Consider the following 19,963-nt stretch of genomic DNA (forward strand, 5'->3'; position numbering starts at 1 on the left):
CCAAAAACACATTTAATTATGAATATACCATGTATCTTAATACCCTTAATAGTAGGGTTAATTTGTGCCTTATTAGGCTATTTGTTAGGAAAGTTGTTGTCCAAAAACAATTCCGATTCAAGTTCTTTGAAAAATGATTTGGATGCTTGTTTGCAAAAATCAAATCAATATTCTAAAACTATTGCCGACTTAGAGGCTGAATTGGCAAATGCCAAAAAAGCAACTTTTCAATCTTTTGCAACTGTACCCGATGCGCCTAAATTTTTATTCGATTCCGAATTAGCAGCTTCGGTTTTTGGAAAAAAAATCAAAGAAAATGATTTGAAAATTGTAGAAGGTATTGGTCCAAAAATCGAGGAATTATTTCACGCAGCAGGCATCAAAACTTGGCAAGCTATGTCTGAATCCTCTGTTGAAAAACTCCAAAATGTTTTGGATTCAGGTGGCGAAAGATTTTCTGTTCACACACCCGGAACTTGGGCAAGACAAGCTGAATTAGCATACCAAGGAAAATGGCAAGAATTAAAAGATTGGCAAGATAAATTAGACGGAGGAAAAGAATAAAAAAACATTATTTTATTTTTAAAAGCTACAACGATACTCTTATTTGTTGTAGCTTTTTTGTTTATTTTAAGTTCTTTTATTTGTAAATTTTCACACTCTATTTTTTGACAACGATTTCATTAATTGATTTACTTTATGGAAAAAGGAAAAAAGTAACGTTCTACACGCTAAATTGTACATTAAATTTTTCGGACTTAGAATTTTAATTCTTGAAATTTGTAGCCGATAATTCTAACTCAGCTACTACAGGAATGTATACTAAAACCAAAGACTGTAACGATGATGGTGAAATTAGCACAATTACCATTCGAACGTACATAGGAGGAAATACCTATGGTTCCCCATTGTATTTAAAATTAAAAAAAATCTGCTGGATCATAAAGAAAAAACCTTACTATACCGATTAAAAATCAACATAAATTAAAATTTTAGATCCTACTTTAATTGAAATAGAACTTGCCAAAATGTTTTTTAAAACAAAAAAGCCCAGCATTTCTGCTGGGCTTTCGTTTGATATCAAATAATCTACCAAATTTTAACACGTTTATCAGTTGCTAAATAAAGTGAATCTGTTGGCTTAATTTTAAATGCTTCGTAAAATTCTGGAACGTTGCGTACTACAGCATTAATTCTGAATTTAGCTGGCGAATGTGGATCAGAAGCAATTTGATTGCGTATTGCTTTTTCACGGCTTTTGTCCAACCACACTTGTCCCCAACCTAAAAACACTCTCTGAATCCCTGTGAAACCATCCATAACTGGTGCTTCTTTTCCGTTAAGGCTTAGTTTGTAGGCTTTAATTGCAATACTTAATCCTCCCAAATCTCCAATGTTTTCTCCAAGGGTAAACTCTCCGTTAAGATTCAAATCTGGAAATACTTTGAAAGTACTGTATTGATCTACTAATGATTTTGTTTTGGCTTTAAAAGCAGTTAAATCTTGTGGTGTCCACCAGTTTCTCATAACCCCTTCACCATCAAAAGTACTTCCTTGATCGTCAAAACCATGACCAATTTCATGACCAATTACCGCTCCAATTCCGCCATAATTCACGGCGTCTTCTGCTTTTAAATTAAAGAAAGGCGGTTGCAAAATAGCTGCTGGAAATACAATTTCGTTTAAGGTAGGATTGTAATAGGCGTTGACCGTTTGAGGTGTCATGCCCCACTCTGTTCTGTCAACAGGTTTTCCTAACTTGTTTAACATTCTGTTGTATTCAAATACTCTAGCTCTTTCTGCATTTCCATACAAATCGTTTTTAGCTACTTTTAATGCTGAATAATCTCTCCATTGGTCTGGATAACCAATTTTAATCATGAATTTATCTACTTTGGCAAGCGCCTCTTTCTTGGTGTTTGCACTCATCCAATCTAGCTTCTTGATACTTTCTGCATAAGCTTTCAAAAGATTTTTCACCATTCCGGTCATGCGTTCTTTTGCTTCTGGCGAGAAATGCTTTTTCACATATACTTTACCTACTATTTCTCCCAAACCACCGTTAACACTGCTTACACCTCTTTTCCAATCTTCTTCCTGAGCTTCTGTACCGTAAAGTGTTTTTCCGTAAAAGTCAAAATTTTGTTTGTCTAAAGCTGTTGTTAAATAATTGGAAGTATTGTTAATCAAACTCCATTTAAGGTACGTTTTCCAAGTATCAATTGGCGTGTTTTTGATAATAGTATTTAAGCTTTTGGTATATTCCACCTGAGAAATTACGATTGTTTTTTCTTTATCAATACCTGCATTTTTAAGCATTGCATTCCAATCGAAATCAGCCATTAATTTTTTTAAATCGGCTACATTGTATTTGTTATACAGTTTTGCCGTGTTTCTGGTTTCCTCTTTTTTCATGTGGTTGGTAGCCAATACGGTTTCCAAAGCCATGATTTTAGAAGCACTTTCAGCTGCATTTGGAAGCCCCACCAACTGCAACATTTTTTCGATATGTGCTACATATTTCGCACGTGTTTCCACCATTTTAGCATCAGCTTGCAAATAGTATTCTCTTTCAGGAAGACCTAATCCGCCTTGCCAAGTCATTAACGTGTACTGTTTTGGGTTTTTAAAATCTTCGGTAACCACTACAGAGAAAGGCATTGAAACTCCTGTTCTGTTTGATTTTCCAAAATAAGCTGCCAAGTCCGTATAATTTGCAATAGCATCAATATTTTTCAATTCTGGTTGAATAGGCGCAATTCCTTTGGCATCACGGTCTTTTCTGTTCATGAAAGAGCTGTAGTAATCGCCAATTTTCTGTTCGTCTGAACCTTCGGCAAAAGTACCCTTTGATGCTTCTTCGATAATCGCTTTTACATCTTTTTGAGATTGATCATACAAGATATCAAAAGCACCGTAAGACGTTTTATCAGCTGGAATTTTATTGTTTTTTACCCAAGTTCCGTTTACATAGGCATCAAAATTGTCACCAGGATTCACAAGCGTGTCCATATTTTTTTTGGTAATACCCGAAATTAATTCTTCTTTTTTATTGCACGAAGCCATGAGAACGACTGCAGCAACCAAAGAAATTTTTAGATTTTTCATTATTGAAGGTTTATTAGTTGGTTTAATATATTCTTACATTATAACTAGTTAGTTGCTATTTTAGTAAATTGTTACATTAAAAAGTACCAATCGTATTCTTTATGAAATTTAATGAGTGATTTACTTTATTTGAAAATATATTCTCAACTAAGGATTTAAAGATTGTATTATTCTGAACATTTTGCGGTATAAACAATTGTTATAAACTGAAAAATGTGGTGATTAAGTTAATTAGTCACTTTATAACGTTCCCGTGCTGCACGCGGTTTGGTCTAAATTAGCGTTATTTTTATCATTAGAAAATTCTTACAAATACAAAGCCATATTTCCATTAAGCCTATTGCCCCAAATCCGTTGGAGTGGCTATTAGGCGTTCGCTTTTTTTCGTTCAATTAATTTCTACTTATAATATTCATCTTGCATTTTTCTAAACTCTTTTTTTGAAAATTTAAATTTCGAATTTGAATATGGCCTTAATTGATTAAGCATGAAAATTTTAACTGGCTCACTGCTAAGAACGTCGTAATAATGTCCTTTAACCAAATCGTAATCATTTAAGTGTCTATTAAATAATTTTCTAATATTTACATAATCTCTGTCGACTAAAGTTTTAAAAGCAATACAACGCAACAAAGGAACTTCACATTCTGTAATTTGTACCAATTCGATATCAGTTAGATTACTACGGAAAATTTCATATTCTTTATTTTGTTTTCCACTTCTATTAATCTCAAGATTGGTAAGTCTAAAATCCCAAATTATATTCTTTACTCGTTCATTTTTTATTATTTCTTTTAAAAGTATAGTTGGTTGAAAATGTTTTTCTTTTTCATCTTTATTCGCGCATTTAAAAAACAACAAAACCATTAATGTCAATATAATTCTTTTCATTTGAATAATTCATGTTAAAATCAAAAAGTATCTTTCTCGATTCTGCGGTAAAGTGAAGCCTAACGTTTCGCCACTTTGAGATTGCTGGAAGTTAGTAACCGCTCAATTTTCGGCTTAACGAAAACTTGATGCGAAACGGTAATTCCACTAAATTCCAGCTAACTCAAAATGGTGGTTAGCAAACGTATTTATTTAATCTCTGAAGCACTATAAAATTCATAAGCTCCTATTAATTTTTCTTGCCAAACTTTAATCTCCAATGGGAAAAATTCAGTGATTTTTTTTGAAATGTCAATTATGGAGTGTACTGGTAATTTTATACTTTTAGTTACGAACATTTCATAAATCGTATTCCCTGAACTAAATTCGCTGTTATCATTTTCAATTCTTGTAAGTTTCACGTAGTAACAAATATAATTCAGTATTTTTTTAGTCTTATTTTTATTTATTTCAATGATATATTTATCTTTATTTGCGAATAAATCATAAGTTTTATAAATTTTTTCTCTTTCAAATTTTGGACGATAATCTAGATTTCCATTATTTTTTGTCAAACTAAAAATATCACCAATTATAATATCTTTTTCCGTTGTGTATCTCCATATACTATCATTTTTAAATTCAATATAAATTTTTGTTTTTGGAGTTTCTTTTAATAAATCAACTATAGATTTATTATCAATAATTTCAAGTTCTGTTGTATCAGTTTCATTTAGATTAAGTACCTCTGCTTTAATTTTATTTTGCATTTCCACTAATGACTTTTCAGCATTTGAATCTATTATAAAAGAATGTTCAAAAATTAAATTTATGTTGTTTTTATTAACGTTTATGTCTTTTTGGGCTTTACAACTTATAAAATTTAATAAAATAATAAAGGTCAGATATTTTCTCATTCCGTGTAATATATTTGCTAACTTGTTTATAGGTCATACATAATCAAATACATCATACCAAAACCGTGTTGACTTGTCTGACAAACGTTATCATTTTGCTTTTGCTAATCTATAATTAAAACATTACAAATAAAAATATTTTTAAGTATATAATCTTACATGTTTTGTACCCTTGTTTCTTTTAAAAAAAATCTCCACAAGCTCTTTCATATTCGTTATAATTCGATAATCAATGTTTTCAACATCTTTGATATTTGGGATGTTCTTATTAATGAATATTACTAGGAAGTTTAAAATAAAAAGTACTGCCTAGACCCAACTCACTTTCAACTCCAATAATTCCATTTTGAGCTTCTATAAATTCTTTGCTAATGGCTAAACCAAGGCCCGTTCCTGACTTTTGGCTACCCGGAACTTGGAAATATTTATCAAAAATTTTAGTTTTATAACGGGTATCAATTCCTTTTCCCGTATCAATCACTTGAAAAACAACTTGACTGTTTTCATTTTTAAGTTTTACAATTATGGTACTGTTTTCTGTTGAATACGTAATTGCATTGGTTAAAAAATTAATCAAAACCCAAGCCGTTTTTTCACTATCTGCTTTTATATCCGGTAAATTTTGTTCCGTCTCAATAACTACTTCTATTTGCTTTTGTTCCGCTTGCACTTTTACGGCTTCGGTAGCATAGTTCATAATTTCGTATGGATTACTCTTTTCCATATTCAGCTTTATATTCCCGGTTTCTAACTGCGACAATTCCAACAGTTCTCCCGTAATTTTTAATAACCGCTGACTATCGTCTTTAATGCTTTCGATTAATTGCTTTTGATCTTCATTAATGTCACCTGTTTCTGCTTTTTCAAGTAATTGTAAACTTAATTTGATGGATGAAATTGGGGTTTTCAATTCATGTGAAACGGTAGCAATAAAATTGGTTTTAGCAAAATCCAGTTCTTTAAAAACAGTAATATTTCTTAAAATAATAACATTCCCAATGTCAATAATTTGATCTTCTCCCGTGGGTTTAATGGTAATGTTTATGGTTTCTTTTTCGAAATAACTTTCTTTGCCATCAGCAAAAATTTTCATGGGAAGCGATTTCTGTTTTTCATCTGACAGATCCTTAATTACTAACGATTTCATCAAATCATTGGTCAGAGCAAGAGTTGTTACGAGTTTACCCATAACGTCCTCAGATTTTAAACCAATTATTTTCAAAGCCTCATCATTTGCAAATAAAATCAAACCCTGATTGTCTAACCCGATAATTGGGTCGTGCATGTTGTTGATTAAAGTTTCTAGTCTTTTCTTTTCAAATGACATTTTATACAAATTACTATTGTTGTATTCCTGCAGTTTTTCGGCCATGGTGTTGAATGATTTGGCTAAATCTCCAAATTCATTGTGGTTCATAAAATGCACTCGTTGCGAATAGTTTTTATTGGCAATTTGCTTGATACTGTCCGTGAGTTCTTTTATTGGATTGGCAATATTGTTGGGCAAATTCACTAATAAATTGAACGCAATCAAAAAGCAAAGTGTTCCTGTTACTGCAATCCAAAAATTAGCAGTCTCTGCTGTGTGTTTTGCAATATCACTTTTTTCTTTTATCGCATTCATATTCAATTTCATAATCTTGAAAATGTCTTGACGAATTTGGCTTTTTAAGGTTTCATCAGTTCTACTTTCTTTCAACAAATCGAAATTTTTCTGCAAATTATAGGTCGCTTTGTCTTCGCCAGCCTCTGTAATATTGGCAATTTGTTTGGTAATATTGGTTTCAAAAATAATAATTGCCTTTTCTTCATTCACATTAATTTCATCTAACGAAAGAAGCATGTTTCGCGAATATTCTAGCGTGTTATAATTGGCTTTCAGAATATTTTCGGTGTCTTTTTTTATCGAAAAAATATAAAATGCCGCTACTAATGAAAGTATGATTATCATCAGAAAAAGCAAGCCAACGCCCAGGTTTAATTTGGTTTTAATTTTCATTTTAAGATAGAATTATAAGATCAATATTGGATGATGTTAGGTTGTTAAGCAATTTATTGAAAACAGTTGTCGATAAAACTACTTTAAATAAACTCAAATGCGGTTTCCCGATGCAAACAGTAGTAATTTGTTTTTGCGCGACCACCTCTAAAATAGCATCTGTTATATGAGTATTCTGAACTTTAATTACTTCGGCACCAAGTTGTGTAGCTAATTTAAAATTATTTATCAGATGCCGCTGTTTGTCAAGTGCAATTTTGTCGCTGCTTTCTTTGGGCGTTTCTACATACAAAACACACCATTTGCTATTGTAATAACTCGCTAATCGGGCCGTTTTTCTTATGATTGTCTTAGCGATTTTGTCGTTACTGCTGATACATGCCAACAATTTTTCATGTTTTACTGCAATGTTTTTGGCCACTTCACTTTCCACTTTCCGATTGACTTGACTCGCTACTTCCTTCAAGGCCAGCTCCCGCAATTGTAAAATTTGATCCGATTTAAAAAAATTATTTAGCGCCGTAGGAATTTTATCTGCGGTATAGATTTTACCTTCTTTTAAACGCGTAATCAACTCATCTGAGGTCAAATCAATATTCACCACCTCATCCGCTAATTTCAAAACACTGTCTGGGATGCGTTCCTGAACATCAATATTTGTAATGTTTTTTACGTCTGCATTTAAACTTTCTAAGTGCTGAATATTCACTGCCGAAATCACATTTATTCCCGCTTCCAAAATCTCCAGAACATCCTGCCAGCGTTTTTCATTTTTGCTTCCTTCTATATTGGTATGCGCTAGTTCATCTACAATAACCACTTCTGGACGCAAATTGATGATGGCTTGTAAATCCATTTCTTCAAGCAGTTTCCCTTTGTAAAAAAGGGTTCGCCTGGGAATGACCGGTAAACCCTCTAGTAGTTCGTGTGTTTCTTTCCGATTGTGCGTTTCTATAAACCCAATCTTTACATCTATCCCGTTTTTCAACAAGGTATGTGCTTCCTGTAACATCCTGAAAGTTTTGCCCACACCGGCACTCATACCGATGTAGACTTTAAACTTTCCTTTGCGTGATTTCTGAATTAAATCAAGAAAGTGCTTGACATTATTTTCCTTTTCGTTGTCCAATTTGGTTTTAGGATTTTAAATTTTAGAAAAAAATTAAAAAGAAATAGCCAATGCTGTCGTTAAAAATACATTTTGATTACTAGGATCAGTGTTTTTCAAAAAGATATCGTCTTTACTGTTTAAAGTTCTTGCTTCTACTCTAAACATCACGTTATTGGCAACTAAATAATCAAAATTTGTTGAGAAACCGTATGTTTTAAATCCGTTAGGTGTTGCTGTTGCTATTATTACTCCTTTTTCATCCGCGTAATATTCCGCTCTTGCTGCCAATTGGATTTTAGTTGTCGGTTTGTATTGCGCTATTAAAATTGGTGCAAACCAAACATCATATTGGTCACTTTCTGTTGCTTTTTGTTGCGCTCCAATATCAAAACCAGCAATTAAACTTGTTTTTTCAGATACTTTAAATTGTCCGTAAAAATTATTGAAATAACGCCATTTTTTTACATTATCCGGTTGTTCATTCCCCACATACGTACTCCAGTTTAATGTGGTTTTGGCAGTAGGTTTATAGGTTACTTGTGTACCAAAAGCCGGAGTTTGGTTGCCATCAATTTTCTGGATGCGTTGCCAACCGTTTAAATACATGGCGGCCAAATACCATTTTTCATTTTTTGAAGTATATCCAATTTTCACACCCGCTTCATAATACGGCGAATTATCAGCTAAAATACTTCTAGTCAAAGTGGCGCAATCTTTACCAATAGCGCTTTCAAAACCAATATGTGACGGCATAATTCCCGCATCAATCCACAGATTATGTTTCGACGAAATTTTCACACCCACATTCGCTTCATACACATTTTTTAGTAAATCCTGTTCTGCTGCCAAATTGTATTGGGCATACGTTCCTGCCATTAAGGCAAAATTCCCGCGAACATTCTCTGTAGCATAATTTACCTTCGCTAATCCTAAATTCAAATTGACCTCGTTGTGCTTGTTATGACTGTAAATAAATCCGGGTCTGACATGATTGTCGGGTTTTCCAAAATCATAACTGTAATACGTTTCTACATAACCCGAAAACGTAAAAGGACTTTGTGTTTTTTCAGTTTCTTGTGCACTCACTGTTGTTATCCCAAAAGCTATTAAAGCAATATTTATTATTTTTTTCATTTCTATTATTTTTTGAAGCTAATCCCGCTATCATTCCAATCTTTTGTCTCGCAAAAAAACGAGACAAAAGGATTTTCCCTTCTATCGGGGCTAGGGCATCTCGTTTTTAAAGAGCTTGTTTTTTCAATTTGCCATTCTCTTTTCTATTGAAATCATTCTTATTTCAATTCGTCCAAGGCTACATTCAACTCTAAAACATTTACTGTTGCAGTTCCTATTACTGCTGGTGTATTGATTTTGGCTTGGACCAAAGCTTTTACTTTTTCTTCTGATAGGTTTCTTTCTTTCGCCACCCTTTTTATCTGAATCAGAGCTGCTTGCGGAGAAATATTCGGGTCTAAACCACTTCCCGAAGCCGTCACCATATCCGCAGGAATCTCTGATTTTTTCAAATAAGGATGCACGATTAAAAAAGTGTCGATTCTTTTTTGCACCAATGCTAAATAATCAGAATTACTTGGTCCTTTATTGCTTCCTCCACTTCCTGCAGCGTTATAATCCACAGCCGAAGGTCTTCCCCAAAAGTAGTTGGATTTATCGAATTTTTGTCCAATTTTTTGATACCCCACCACTTTTCCGTTTACAGTAATTGTTTCTCCTTTTCCTTTATTGGGAGCCAATTGTGCTATTCCAAAAATTGCCATTGGGTAAATAACCGCTAACAATACCACCATAAATAAGGTGAATTTTAATATTGAAAATATATTTTTCATTTTTCTTTTGTTTTTTTACGAAACCTAACCCGTTTTCGAAACCTGTTAGGTTTGAATTTACATAAATAATGCTACAACCAAGTCAATTATTTTAATTCCAATAAATGGGATGATCAAGCCACCAAGACCATAAATCAATAGGTTTCTCTTTAAAATAGCACTCGCACCAATTGGCTTATAATCAACTCCTTTTAGCGCAAGCGGAATCAATATTGGAATGATAATCGCATTGAAAATTACAGCTGACAAAATCGCACTTTCTGGACTGTGTAATCCCATAATATTTAATCCTTCCAGAGCAGGAATAGCCGTGATAAAAAGTGCCGGAACAATGGCAAAATATTTAGCTACATCATTCGCAATCGAGAATGTGGTTAGTGTTCCTCTGGTCATCAATAATTGTTTTCCTATCTCTATGATTTCAATTAACTTGGTGGGATCATTGTCCAGATCCACCATGTTTCCGGCTTCTTTTGCTGCTTGAGTTCCGCTATTCATGGCCACACCAACATTGGCTTGAGCCAAAGCGGGTGCATCATTGGTTCCATCACCCATCATCGCTACGAGCTTGCCTTGTTCTTGTTCATTTTTGATGTAATTCATCTTATCCTCAGGTTTGGCTTCGGCAATAAAATCATCTACACCAGCAGCTTCGGCAATAAATTTGGCTGTCAACGGATTATCTCCGGTTACCATCACCGTTTTTACACCCATTTTTCTCAAACGCTCAAAACGTTCTTTCATTCCCGTTTTGATAATGTCCTGCAATTCAATAACACCTTGCACTTGAGCATTTTTTACTACCACCAATGGCGTTCCACCTTTTGATGAGATAGCAATCACTGCTTGTGCAATATCCTCGGGGAAAATAGTTCCCGCTTTCAGTGCAATATTTTTTGCTGCATCCTGAGCACCTTTTCTAATATCGGTTCCATCTTTTAAAACAACACCGCTGGTTCTGGTTTCAGCAGTAAACTTTATTGTTTGTGAAATCTGAGAAGTGAGTTGTGAAATGCTTTCCTTGATTTTGCCTTTTACATCTAACATTTCACTTAATTCAAGTATACTTTTGCCTTCGGGCGTGTCATCAGCCAGCGAACTCAAAACTGCAGATTTGATAAAATCCTCTTCCGAGATTCCTTTTGCTGGATAAAAACGAGTCGCTTTTCTATTTCCAATGGTGATAGTTCCGGTTTTATCCAAAAGCAATACATCAATATCTCCGGCAGTTTCCACCGCTTTCCCTGATTTGGTAATTACATTGGCACGCAAAGCCCTGTCCATTCCTGCAATTCCAATAGCTGATAACAAACCGCCAATCGTTGTTGGAATCAAACAAACAAATAGCGAAATGAAGGCGGCAATTGTTATCGGCGCATTGGCATAATCAGCAAACGGTTTCAAGGTTACACAAACAATCACGAAGATTAATGTAAAGGCAGCCAACAAGATAGTTAACGCAATTTCATTAGGTGTTTTCTGGCGGCTTGCTCCTTCAACCAAAGCAATCATTTTATCCAAGAAACTTTCTCCTGGTTCGTTAGTCACGATTACTTTGATTTTGTCTGATAGTACTTTAGTTCCGCCGGTAACTGATGATTTATCTCCACCCGCTTCCCGAATTACAGGAGCGCTCTCTCCGGTAATGGCACTTTCATCTATAGTGGCCAAACCTTCAATAATTTCACCATCAGTGGCAATTAAATCACCAGCTTCACAAACAAAAATATCGCCTTTCTTTAATTCAGAAGAACTGATATTCTTAATTTCGCCGCTTGCTAAAACTTGTCTTGCTGGTGTTTCTTCCCGTGTTTTTCGCAAACTATCCGCTTGTGCTTTTCCTCTTGCTTCGGCAATAGCCTCGGCAAAATTGGCAAACAAAAGCGTTGCTAACAAAATTAAAAATACTATGAAATTGTAAGTAAAACTGCCTTGGTCTTGTGCGCCAAATAAAATGGCAATACAAACAGCAAGCATAATGGCAGTTCCAATTTCAACGGTGAACATGACCGGATTCTTGAACATTATTTTCGGGTTTAGCTTTACAAAAGACTGTACTAGCGCCTCTTTTACTTGCTTACTTTCGAATAATGAATTGGATTTATTGTTATTCATTTTTATTATTATTTTAATGTAAAATATTCTGCCAATGGTCCTAAAGCCAATGCTGGGAAGAAAGATAAGGCTGCAATAATGGCGATTACGGCAAAAACCATAACTCCAAAAATGGTCGTGTCTGTTTTTAAAGTTCCAGCACTTTCAGGAATATATTTTTTATTTGCCAACAATCCTGCGATAGCTAAAGGCCCAATGATAGGAAGGAAACGACTCAATAATAAAACAATTCCTGTGGTGATATTCCAAAAAGGATTATTGTCGCCCAAACCTTCAAATCCAGAACCATTGTTGGCAGCGCTCGAAGTATATTCGTATAACATTTCCGAAAATCCGTGATTACCAGGATTGTTCAACCAGCCAGTGGCATTACCGCTAAACCAGTAGCCCATTGCAGTATCATTTGCAGCAAAATAAGATGCTAAAGCCGTTCCTGACAATATCAATAAAGGGTGAAGAATGGCAATGAAAGCTGCAATTTTGACTTCTCGGGCTTCAATTTTCTTTCCTAAAAATTCTGGTGTTCGTCCCACCATTAATCCCGAAATAAAGACCGCTAGAATGATAAAAATATAGAAGTTCAAAAATCCTACGCCGCAACCACCATAAAAGGCGTTGACCATCATCGCTAGTAATTGCATCGAACCAGAAACCGGCATCGAGCTGTCATGCATACTATTGACCGAGCCTGTAGAAATCACGGTGGTAGCAATGCTCCAAAATCCAGAAATAGCGGGTCCAAAACGAACTTCTTTGCCTTCCATGGCTCCGGTTGTTTGGGCAATTCCCATTTTTTCGATAGCTGGGTTTCCGTTGAGTTCACTTATAACTGTTGGAATAACTAAAAGTAAAAATCCAACCGTCATAACGCCAAAAACTACGTAGGACAGCCTTCTTTTCTTTAGATAAAAACCCAAAGCAAAAATCATCGCAAACGGAATTATTAATTGTGCCCAAAGTTCAACTGCATTGGTAAAATAAGTAGGATTCTCTAATGGATGTGCCGAATTGGCTCCAAAAAATCCTCCGCCATTGGTACCGATATGTTTGATACCGATAAATGCTGCAGCTGGTCCACGGGAAACTGCTACCGAATCCCCTTGTAAAGTGGTAATTGTATCTTTTCCTTCAAAAGTCATTGGTGTTCCGCTAAATAACAATGCGATGGCTACAAGAGCAGAAAGAGGCAGTAAAATTCGAGTACAGCTTTTGATAAAATAGTTATAAAAGTTGCCCAATTTATCAGTGGTTCTTTCTTTCATTGCAGTAAAAACCATTGCTGCGGCAGCCATCCCGACACCTGCAGAAACAAATTGCAGGAACATTAATACCATCTGTGATAAATAAGAAACACCTGTTTCACCAGAGTAATGCTGCAAATTACAATTTACCATAAACGAAATAGCGGTATTGAATGCCAAATCGGGAGTCATGTTTGGATTATTGTCTGGATTCAAAGGCATTGAACCTTGAAATAACAAAACAAAAAAGCAAAGAAAGAACCAAACCATATTCACGCTTAACAACGCTTTTAAATGTTGTTTCCAGTTCATTTCTTCAGTGGAATTGATACCACTTATTTTGAAAATAAATTTCTCAATTGGATTGAAAATCGGGTCAAGTAATGTTTTATCTCCCGTAAAAACTTTAGCAATATATTTCCCAACAGGAACCGCTAAAATTATAGAGATTATAAAAATACTAATGACACCAAATAATTCTGTGTTCATAATTTAATTTTAGATTAGTTATTTAAAATTTTTCGGGCTTGATTAATACATAAATCAAATAGCCAAAAACGGCCAGTGCGACAATAAATAGTGCAGTCATAATTTAGATTTTTTCAAAGAATTCGACAGATTTAAAACAAATCGCAAATAACAAAACGGCTAGTGCGAGCAAAAGGATTGTGATGATCATAATTTTAGATTATTGGATTATTGGACTTTTAGACAATCGATCAAATAATTCAATCGACTACTCTTGTTATACTCCCGAAGCATTTATTTGCTTGATGTATTCCGCCTTCAAGGATTTTGGGAAAAGATCTGAAATAGTGCAATGGCGCATTTCCATAAAAGAGGAAACCGAAAAAAGATAGACATTGGAAATAGCAATTTTAGTTTCATTGCTTCCTGTTGCCAATAAGCGTTCAGCGAGTGCCAAACATTTTTTTGCTCTGGAAATATTTCCCGTAATAATGGCAGTCTTGGTGATTTCGGCGAAGCGTTCTGCTTGTTTGTAAATCGTGGTGACTTGATTTTTCATAAGAATGATTTATTATGTTCTTCATCGCTTATGCCAAAATACATTCCAAAAAACTACAGCACCCTTTAAAGCTTTGTCAATTAAGGTTTTGAAGTTTTTATGCCAAAAAAAAGCATAAAAAAAGCCTATCAAAATGATAGGCTTTTCTCAAAATAATATGATTTTAATGAATATTGTATTCGTCTAATTTTCTATAAAGTGTGGCAATACCAATTTCTAGTAACCGCGCCGTTTCGGCTTTGTTGCCCTTTGTATAATTCAAAACTTTTTGAATGTGTAATCTTTCGACGCTTCCTATAGAAAAAGCGGAGACTATCTTGTTGTCTTTGGCAGTTTGATGTTGTATTTCGTAAGGCAGCAAATCTTGAGTTAAAATCTCGTTAGTAACCAAAATAACAGAACGCTCAATCACGTTTTTAAGTTCCCTTACATTTCCTGGCCAGTGGTACGTCTCAAGTTTATTAAGAAAATCGGCGTCAATTTGAACTGTTTTTTTATTGGTTTTAGCCGAGAATTGAATTGCAAAACTTTGGGCTAATGGAGCTATATCCTTTAATCTTTCGCGTAAAGGTGGAATTTTAATCTCGAAAATATTTAGCCTAAAATAAAGATCAGAACGAAAACGATGTGCTTCACTTTCTGCCTTCAAATCCCGATTTGTAGCTGCAATCAAACGAAAGTTAGATTTTTTTACAGTAGTTCCTCCAACCGGAATGTATTCATTTGTTTCTAAAACCCGAAGCAATTTAGCTTGCAAATCAATAGGCATTTCTCCTATTTCATCTAGGAACAAAGTCCCGCCATGCGCTTCTTCAATAAACCCTTTTTTATCTTTTAGTGCTCCCGTAAAAGCACCTTGCTTGTGTCCAAACAATTCACTTTCGAGAATTTCCTTACTGAAAGTACTGCAGTTCAAAGCCACAAAGGACTTCACTACTCTATTGCTATTTTCATGAATGGCTTGAGCAAAAACTTCTTTTCCGGTTCCTGTTTCTCCTGTTAATAAGACTGTTGAATCTGTAACGGCTACTTTTTTAGCAAGTTCTATTACTTGCTGCAAAGCTTTTGATTTTCCAACTATAGTTTGGAATGAAAATTTATCTGAAATTCGTTTTTCGAGTATCACAACTTTGCGTTGTAATTCTGATTTTTCAAGAGCTTTATATAGCAGAGGCAGTATTCTGTCATTATCATCACCTTTAACAATATAATCAAAAGCGCCATTTTTCATGGCCTGAACACCATCGGAAATATTTCCAAAAGCTGTCAATAAAATAACCTCAACAACGGGAAAGGATTCTTTAATCTTGCTTACAAAATCTACACCATTTCCATCTGGAAGTTTAACATCACACAGTACCACATCAATATCGTTGTGTTCTAATTTCTTGAAACCTGATTTTAAATCGGAAGCTTCAAGAACTTCAAAACCTTCTGATTTTATTATTCTGGCGAGAAGTCCGCGAAGTTTTTCTTCGTCGTCAATTATGAGTATGTTTTTCAAAATAAGCTATCAATTAGACCACAAAAATACATTTTTTTGTAGGGGATTCATGAAAATATTGTTTGCTATTGTTTTTTTAAGATCAATGATAACTTTATAGAACTACTGCTCTTGACTTTTAAAAATTGTACGAAAGTAAAAAAGTAAAATAAAAAAATAGATTACATTATCAATTGCTTGCGCTAATACAATACCTTCAATGCCATATTTTTTTAATAGCAAAGTACTTAAAAATAGCATTAAAAATAAGGATAACAACTCTGTCAATAAGAATGCTACAGTAAGTTTTTTGGCAAAAAATTGACACCCCAAAATTAAAGCAGCAACCTTGAAAATATCTCCAAATAATTGCCAAAAAAACAGGGCCGCAACAGGACGGAAAGCGGGAGTAAAAAGAAGATCAATGATGTAAAATCGTAGGCAATATAATACCACCATGACAACTATAAAAAGTGGTAAAACCAATTTATAAAATTCCAAAAACATTTTTTTTGTTGCCAAATTGTTTTTGGCTGTAGCCAATTGCGGTAAAAAATATACACTTATAATAGTGGTCACAAACATCATATAATATAAAGAAATACGCGTCATAGTCTCCCAGTATCCAGCTTGTTCAAGTCCTAAATTTACGATGATATTTTTTCGAATGGCGAGATAAATCAATGGACCCACAACAGCTGTGGCCAAAGTCATTACTGTATAAGATCCTAATTTTTTTAGAATTGCAAAATCAAATTCTTTCCAAGAAAATAAGGATATAAATGCAATTTCTTTATTGGCAAAAAAAACGGCTGCAAAAAATAGTGTTGCTGGCATCAAGACGAGCGCAAGTAACGCACCCGTTGTTTTGTAATTAATAATCAATACTATAGACAATAAAAAACCCAATACATTCCCTATTGTATTGATCCAAATAACTTTTTTGTATTTACCAAATCCATTGATAACAGCGGTAAAAAATACAGAAATGGTATACCATGGTAAAGAAAATGCCAAGACTTTTATGATAAAAACAAAGTCGAAATTTTCTCCAAATAGCAAAAAATTCCAATAGGATGCCAAAAAAAACAAGGAAGAACTCAAAACCACTGCAACTGCAAGCAAACTCATCGTTACTGTTGCTAAAACTTTCTTGAGTTCCAAATCGCTATTTTCGGCTTCAGCAACATATTTTACGATGCCATTTTGAAAACCTAAAGTAGAAATATTCTCCAGTGAAGTAAAAAAAACACGCAAATTTCCCACCAATGCCATTCCGCTAGGTCCTACAAAAACAGCTAAAATTTTTGAAGTGATTAATCCTGAGACTATTTTTATGGCAACACTCAAGCTATTCCAAGTAGCAATTTTAAATAACTTATTTTGAATAATTTTACTTAATATGTTCAAACTAATATTGATTTAAAATCGTTATCACATAACTAACTTCGTCCTCAGTCATGACAGGGCTCATGGGTAAACTCAAAACCTCGTTATGTATTTTCTCGGTTATGGGAAATGAATGTTGGTTTAAAAATTCAAAAGCTTTTTGCTTGTGTGGCGGTATAGGATAATGCACTACCGTTTCAATATCATTTTCGCTTAAATATCTTTGTAGATCATCTCGATCAAGTGTTCTAATCACAAACAAGTGAAATACATGACTTGTTTCATGATCAATGGAATTTGAAATGCTCGGTAATATTATCTTTTCATTTTTTATTTCATTTAAATATCGCTGTGCAACTGCTATTCGATGAGCATTTGCCGCGTCTAGAAGAGGTAATTTTACATTTAAAAATGCTGCTTGCATCTCATCTAATCTAGAGTTTACCCCTATAAAATCGTTTTTGTATTTAAGCTTAGAACCATAATTTCGTAAGTACCTTAAAACTTCAGCAAGAGCAGCATCATTGGTAGTAATAGCACCTCCATCTCCTACTGCTCCCAGATTTTTACTTGGATAAAAACTATAGGCTTGATTGCGGGATAATGGCTCCTCTTGTAATTCTAGAATGGCTTTACCACTCGTAATTTGAGCACCATGAGCTTGGGCTGCATCTTCCAGTACTATTAAATTATGAGCATTTGCAAGGGCAAATATAGCATCCATATCTACCAATTGTCCGTATAAATGAACAACTAAAATAGCCTTGGTATTTGAAGTAATATGTTTTAGAATAGCATTGGTATCAATATTGAACGTACTAAGCTTTGGCTCTACTAATACAGGAACAAGATCAGCTTGTAAAATAGCTAGTATACTGGCAATATACGTATTAGCAGGAACAATGACAGCATCTCCTTTTTTTAATTTACCTAATTGTATGTACCCTTTAAAAAGCAATAAAAGTGCATCAAAACCATTGCCTACACCTATACAATACTTGGTACCGCAGTACTTAGCAAAATTCCGTTCAAAATCCTGCATCTCACTCCCTAGTATATACCAACCATTATCCAGTACTTGTTTCAACTTATCTTGAAAAGCACTTTCATAAGGTGCATTTATTTTCTTTAAATCTAGGAATTTAATCATCTATCAAGACTTAATTTTTAATTACAAAAATAGCGGTTAACTTTTCAAAATCAGCCGTTTGTACTTCATAAAAATCTTGAATTATTGTTCTAGCTCCAAAACTTTCTTTCCAGTATGACAAACCTTCGTTGAGCAACTTCCCATTTTGTTCATTTGAAATCCCAAAATCAAAATACCGCTTATGAGCAAAAACTTGATAAATTAAATGTTGGAATAAAATGTCAAGGCTTCCTAATTTTTTTCCATTTTCAAATTTAGATAGGTATTGACAATGGGTCACTGTATCGGTTTCAAATATGGTTGCACCTGCAACAATAACATCCTTGTTGTATACATTAAACTGCCTAACGTTTTCAGGAAACTTTGTTTTTAAAAACTCAATTTCTTGAACCGTATGCACAGGCTCTATTTGATGTTGTGCTTTCAAGTTAGGAATTAATACCTTGTCCCAAAACGAGTTAAAATTATTTTCCTCCTTAACAACCAAATTATTTTTAATCCCTCTTATAATTCCATTTTTTCTGGATCTATCAAATGTAATATTTTGGGTCAAATCTATCACAGCCAATGAATCTCTTCGTACTAATTTGGCATCGGCCAAAAATAAGGCATATAGCAATTCATCGGATGGTTTGTTACAATATATGGAGGGAATTGCTTTTAGATACAATTTTTGAACCGCATTATGATTTAGGAAATATAAAACCTTCTTAAAGGCCATGAGAATTGTTTTGAGCTTAGATTTATCAGTTGTAACCAGACCTCCGTAAGTAAGACCTTGGTGAGAAAAAACAGTATCCTCAACTCTGTTGGCTGGCAATACACCAATCAATTGTGAATTGAAATAAATCAAAAGTGAAAAATCAACAAAACGATCTTTATGGTACTCCATAAAATCCCGATGATACAAAAAAGTAGCATTTTTGGCTTGACCAATAAAATCATTCCACAGTTTATAATCAGTAGGTTCGTATTTTTTTATGTAAAATTGCTTCACTTTTAAATTTTAGACAGCATTAAAGTAATCATTTTTTTATTTTTTTTCTAAGGTAGGTAAATACCATTTAAACTTGACTGCCATCAATCTAAGCGAAATAATTATAGACGAAGTTGTTAAATACAGCACATCATTTTCTAGGTTTAAATCCCTAAGTATAAAAAATACGATTCCGCCCAAGATACAAAGGGTAGCGTAAATCTCCCGCCTAAAAATAACTGGAATTTCAGTACATAATATATCCCGAATTACGCCTCCAAAACAAGCGGTCATAGTACCTAGCGCTACACATATTATAGGATGTAACCCAATGTGAATTCCTTTTTCAAGACCAATGAGTGTAAAAACACCCAATCCTATAGTATCAAACAAAAATAAGGAAGTCCTGAGTTTGTCAAATTTTTTTCTAAAAATAATAGCCAATACAAAACCCACGGCAATAACATAAACATAATTCAAGTCTAGCATCCATCCTACAGGAGTACGTCCAATCAAGATGTCACGCAATGTTCCACCGCCCACAGCCGTTACAAATGCTATAATAAAAACACCAAAAGGGTCCATTTTTTTACTCATAGCTGTTAATGCTCCCGAAAGTGCAAAAGCCATTGTACCAATAAGATCTAGAAAATGAAACATTTAAAACTAGTTTTTTGCCAAAAATAGATAAAATCTGCGTCAATTCACCTCTAGTATCCCTAAATTATAG

The 19,963-nt window shown here is 34.1% G+C and carries 18 protein-coding genes; 2 read left to right on the forward strand and 16 right to left on the reverse strand.

The annotated features are described in order from the left end of the window. Positions 1-18 precede the first annotated feature (18 nt). Together IQ05_RS00730 and IQ05_RS00735 are read left to right on the forward strand one after the other, a co-directional pair. Positions 19-564 (forward strand): hypothetical protein, encoded by a 546-nt coding sequence (locus IQ05_RS00730; RefSeq protein ID WP_144889012.1) that lies wholly within the window; start codon positions 19-21, stop codon positions 562-564. A gap of 209 nt (positions 565-773) precedes the next feature. Continuing rightward, positions 774-971: a hypothetical protein gene (locus tag IQ05_RS00735; RefSeq protein ID WP_144889013.1), complete on the forward strand. Its 198-nt coding sequence runs from the start codon at positions 774-776 to the stop codon at positions 969-971. Between the two features lie 118 nt (positions 972-1,089). Here IQ05_RS00735 and IQ05_RS00740 read toward each other — a convergent pair whose 3' ends face one another. From IQ05_RS00740 to IQ05_RS00815, 16 genes are all read right to left on the reverse strand, one after another. Continuing rightward, positions 1,090-3,108 (reverse strand): M13 family metallopeptidase, encoded by a 2,019-nt coding sequence (locus tag IQ05_RS00740; protein WP_144889014.1) that lies wholly within the window; start codon positions 3,106-3,108, stop codon positions 1,090-1,092. 399 nt (positions 3,109-3,507) lie between these two features. After that, entirely contained in the window at positions 3,508-3,999 is a 492-nt protein-coding gene (locus tag IQ05_RS00745; protein ID WP_144889015.1) for a hypothetical protein, read from the reverse strand. A 188-nt stretch (positions 4,000-4,187) separates the two neighbouring features. Beyond that, a complete protein-coding gene (locus IQ05_RS00750; RefSeq protein ID WP_144889016.1) occupies positions 4,188-4,895 on the reverse strand; it encodes a hypothetical protein in 708 nt (235 codons plus the stop codon). Between the two features lie 268 nt (positions 4,896-5,163). Continuing rightward, the gene (locus tag IQ05_RS00755) at positions 5,164-6,894 is read right to left on the reverse strand and encodes an ATP-binding protein (protein WP_144889017.1); all 1,731 of its coding nucleotides are present in this window, start codon (positions 6,892-6,894) and stop codon (positions 5,164-5,166) included. A gap of 1 nt (position 6,895) precedes the next feature. After that, on the reverse strand, positions 6,896-8,023 hold the full coding sequence (locus tag IQ05_RS00760; protein ID WP_144889018.1) for a sensor protein KdpD: 1,128 nt from the start codon (positions 8,021-8,023) through the stop codon (positions 6,896-6,898). Positions 8,024-8,056: 33 nt separating this feature from the next. Beyond that, positions 8,057-9,139, reverse strand: coding sequence for a porin (locus IQ05_RS00765; RefSeq protein ID WP_144889019.1), 1,083 nt, complete (start codon positions 9,137-9,139; stop codon positions 8,057-8,059). Positions 9,140-9,297: 158 nt separating this feature from the next. Further along, positions 9,298-9,852, reverse strand: coding sequence for a K(+)-transporting ATPase subunit C (locus IQ05_RS00770; RefSeq protein ID WP_144889020.1), 555 nt, complete (start codon positions 9,850-9,852; stop codon positions 9,298-9,300). Positions 9,853-9,909: 57 nt separating this feature from the next. Continuing rightward, positions 9,910-11,967: a potassium-transporting ATPase subunit KdpB gene (gene kdpB / locus IQ05_RS00775; RefSeq protein ID WP_144889021.1), complete on the reverse strand. Its 2,058-nt coding sequence runs from the start codon at positions 11,965-11,967 to the stop codon at positions 9,910-9,912. An 8-nt stretch (positions 11,968-11,975) separates the two neighbouring features. Further along, a complete protein-coding gene (gene kdpA, locus IQ05_RS00780; protein ID WP_144889022.1) occupies positions 11,976-13,697 on the reverse strand; it encodes a potassium-transporting ATPase subunit KdpA in 1,722 nt (573 codons plus the stop codon). A 22-nt stretch (positions 13,698-13,719) separates the two neighbouring features. Next, positions 13,720-13,797, reverse strand: a complete 78-nt coding sequence (gene kdpF / locus IQ05_RS00785; RefSeq protein ID WP_144889189.1) for a K(+)-transporting ATPase subunit F — start codon at positions 13,795-13,797, stop codon at positions 13,720-13,722. Positions 13,798-13,953: 156 nt separating this feature from the next. Next, positions 13,954-14,235 carry a DUF7674 family protein gene (locus IQ05_RS00790; RefSeq protein WP_144889023.1) on the reverse strand — a complete coding sequence of 94 codons (282 nt, stop codon included), beginning with the start codon at positions 14,233-14,235 and terminating at the stop codon, positions 13,954-13,956. A 163-nt stretch (positions 14,236-14,398) separates the two neighbouring features. Next, a complete protein-coding gene (locus IQ05_RS00795) occupies positions 14,399-15,742 on the reverse strand; it encodes a sigma-54-dependent transcriptional regulator (protein ID WP_167496919.1) in 1,344 nt (447 codons plus the stop codon). Between the two features lie 99 nt (positions 15,743-15,841). Beyond that, positions 15,842-17,128 carry an O-antigen translocase gene (locus tag IQ05_RS00800; RefSeq protein ID WP_244289505.1) on the reverse strand — a complete coding sequence of 429 codons (1,287 nt, stop codon included), beginning with the start codon at positions 17,126-17,128 and terminating at the stop codon, positions 15,842-15,844. 1 nt (position 17,129) lies between these two features. Next, the gene (locus IQ05_RS00805) at positions 17,130-18,257 is read right to left on the reverse strand and encodes a DegT/DnrJ/EryC1/StrS family aminotransferase (RefSeq protein ID WP_144889025.1); all 1,128 of its coding nucleotides are present in this window, start codon (positions 18,255-18,257) and stop codon (positions 17,130-17,132) included. A 10-nt stretch (positions 18,258-18,267) separates the two neighbouring features. Further along, on the reverse strand, positions 18,268-19,254 hold the full coding sequence (locus IQ05_RS00810) for a GNAT family N-acetyltransferase (protein WP_144889026.1): 987 nt from the start codon (positions 19,252-19,254) through the stop codon (positions 18,268-18,270). 36 nt (positions 19,255-19,290) lie between these two features. Next, the gene (locus IQ05_RS00815) at positions 19,291-19,893 is read right to left on the reverse strand and encodes a trimeric intracellular cation channel family protein (protein WP_086453609.1); all 603 of its coding nucleotides are present in this window, start codon (positions 19,891-19,893) and stop codon (positions 19,291-19,293) included. Positions 19,894-19,963: the final 70 nt, after the last annotated feature.

This window comes from Flavobacterium tiangeerense (genome assembly GCF_007830355.1).
Lineage (GTDB): Bacteria > Bacteroidota > Bacteroidia > Flavobacteriales > Flavobacteriaceae > Flavobacterium > Flavobacterium tiangeerense.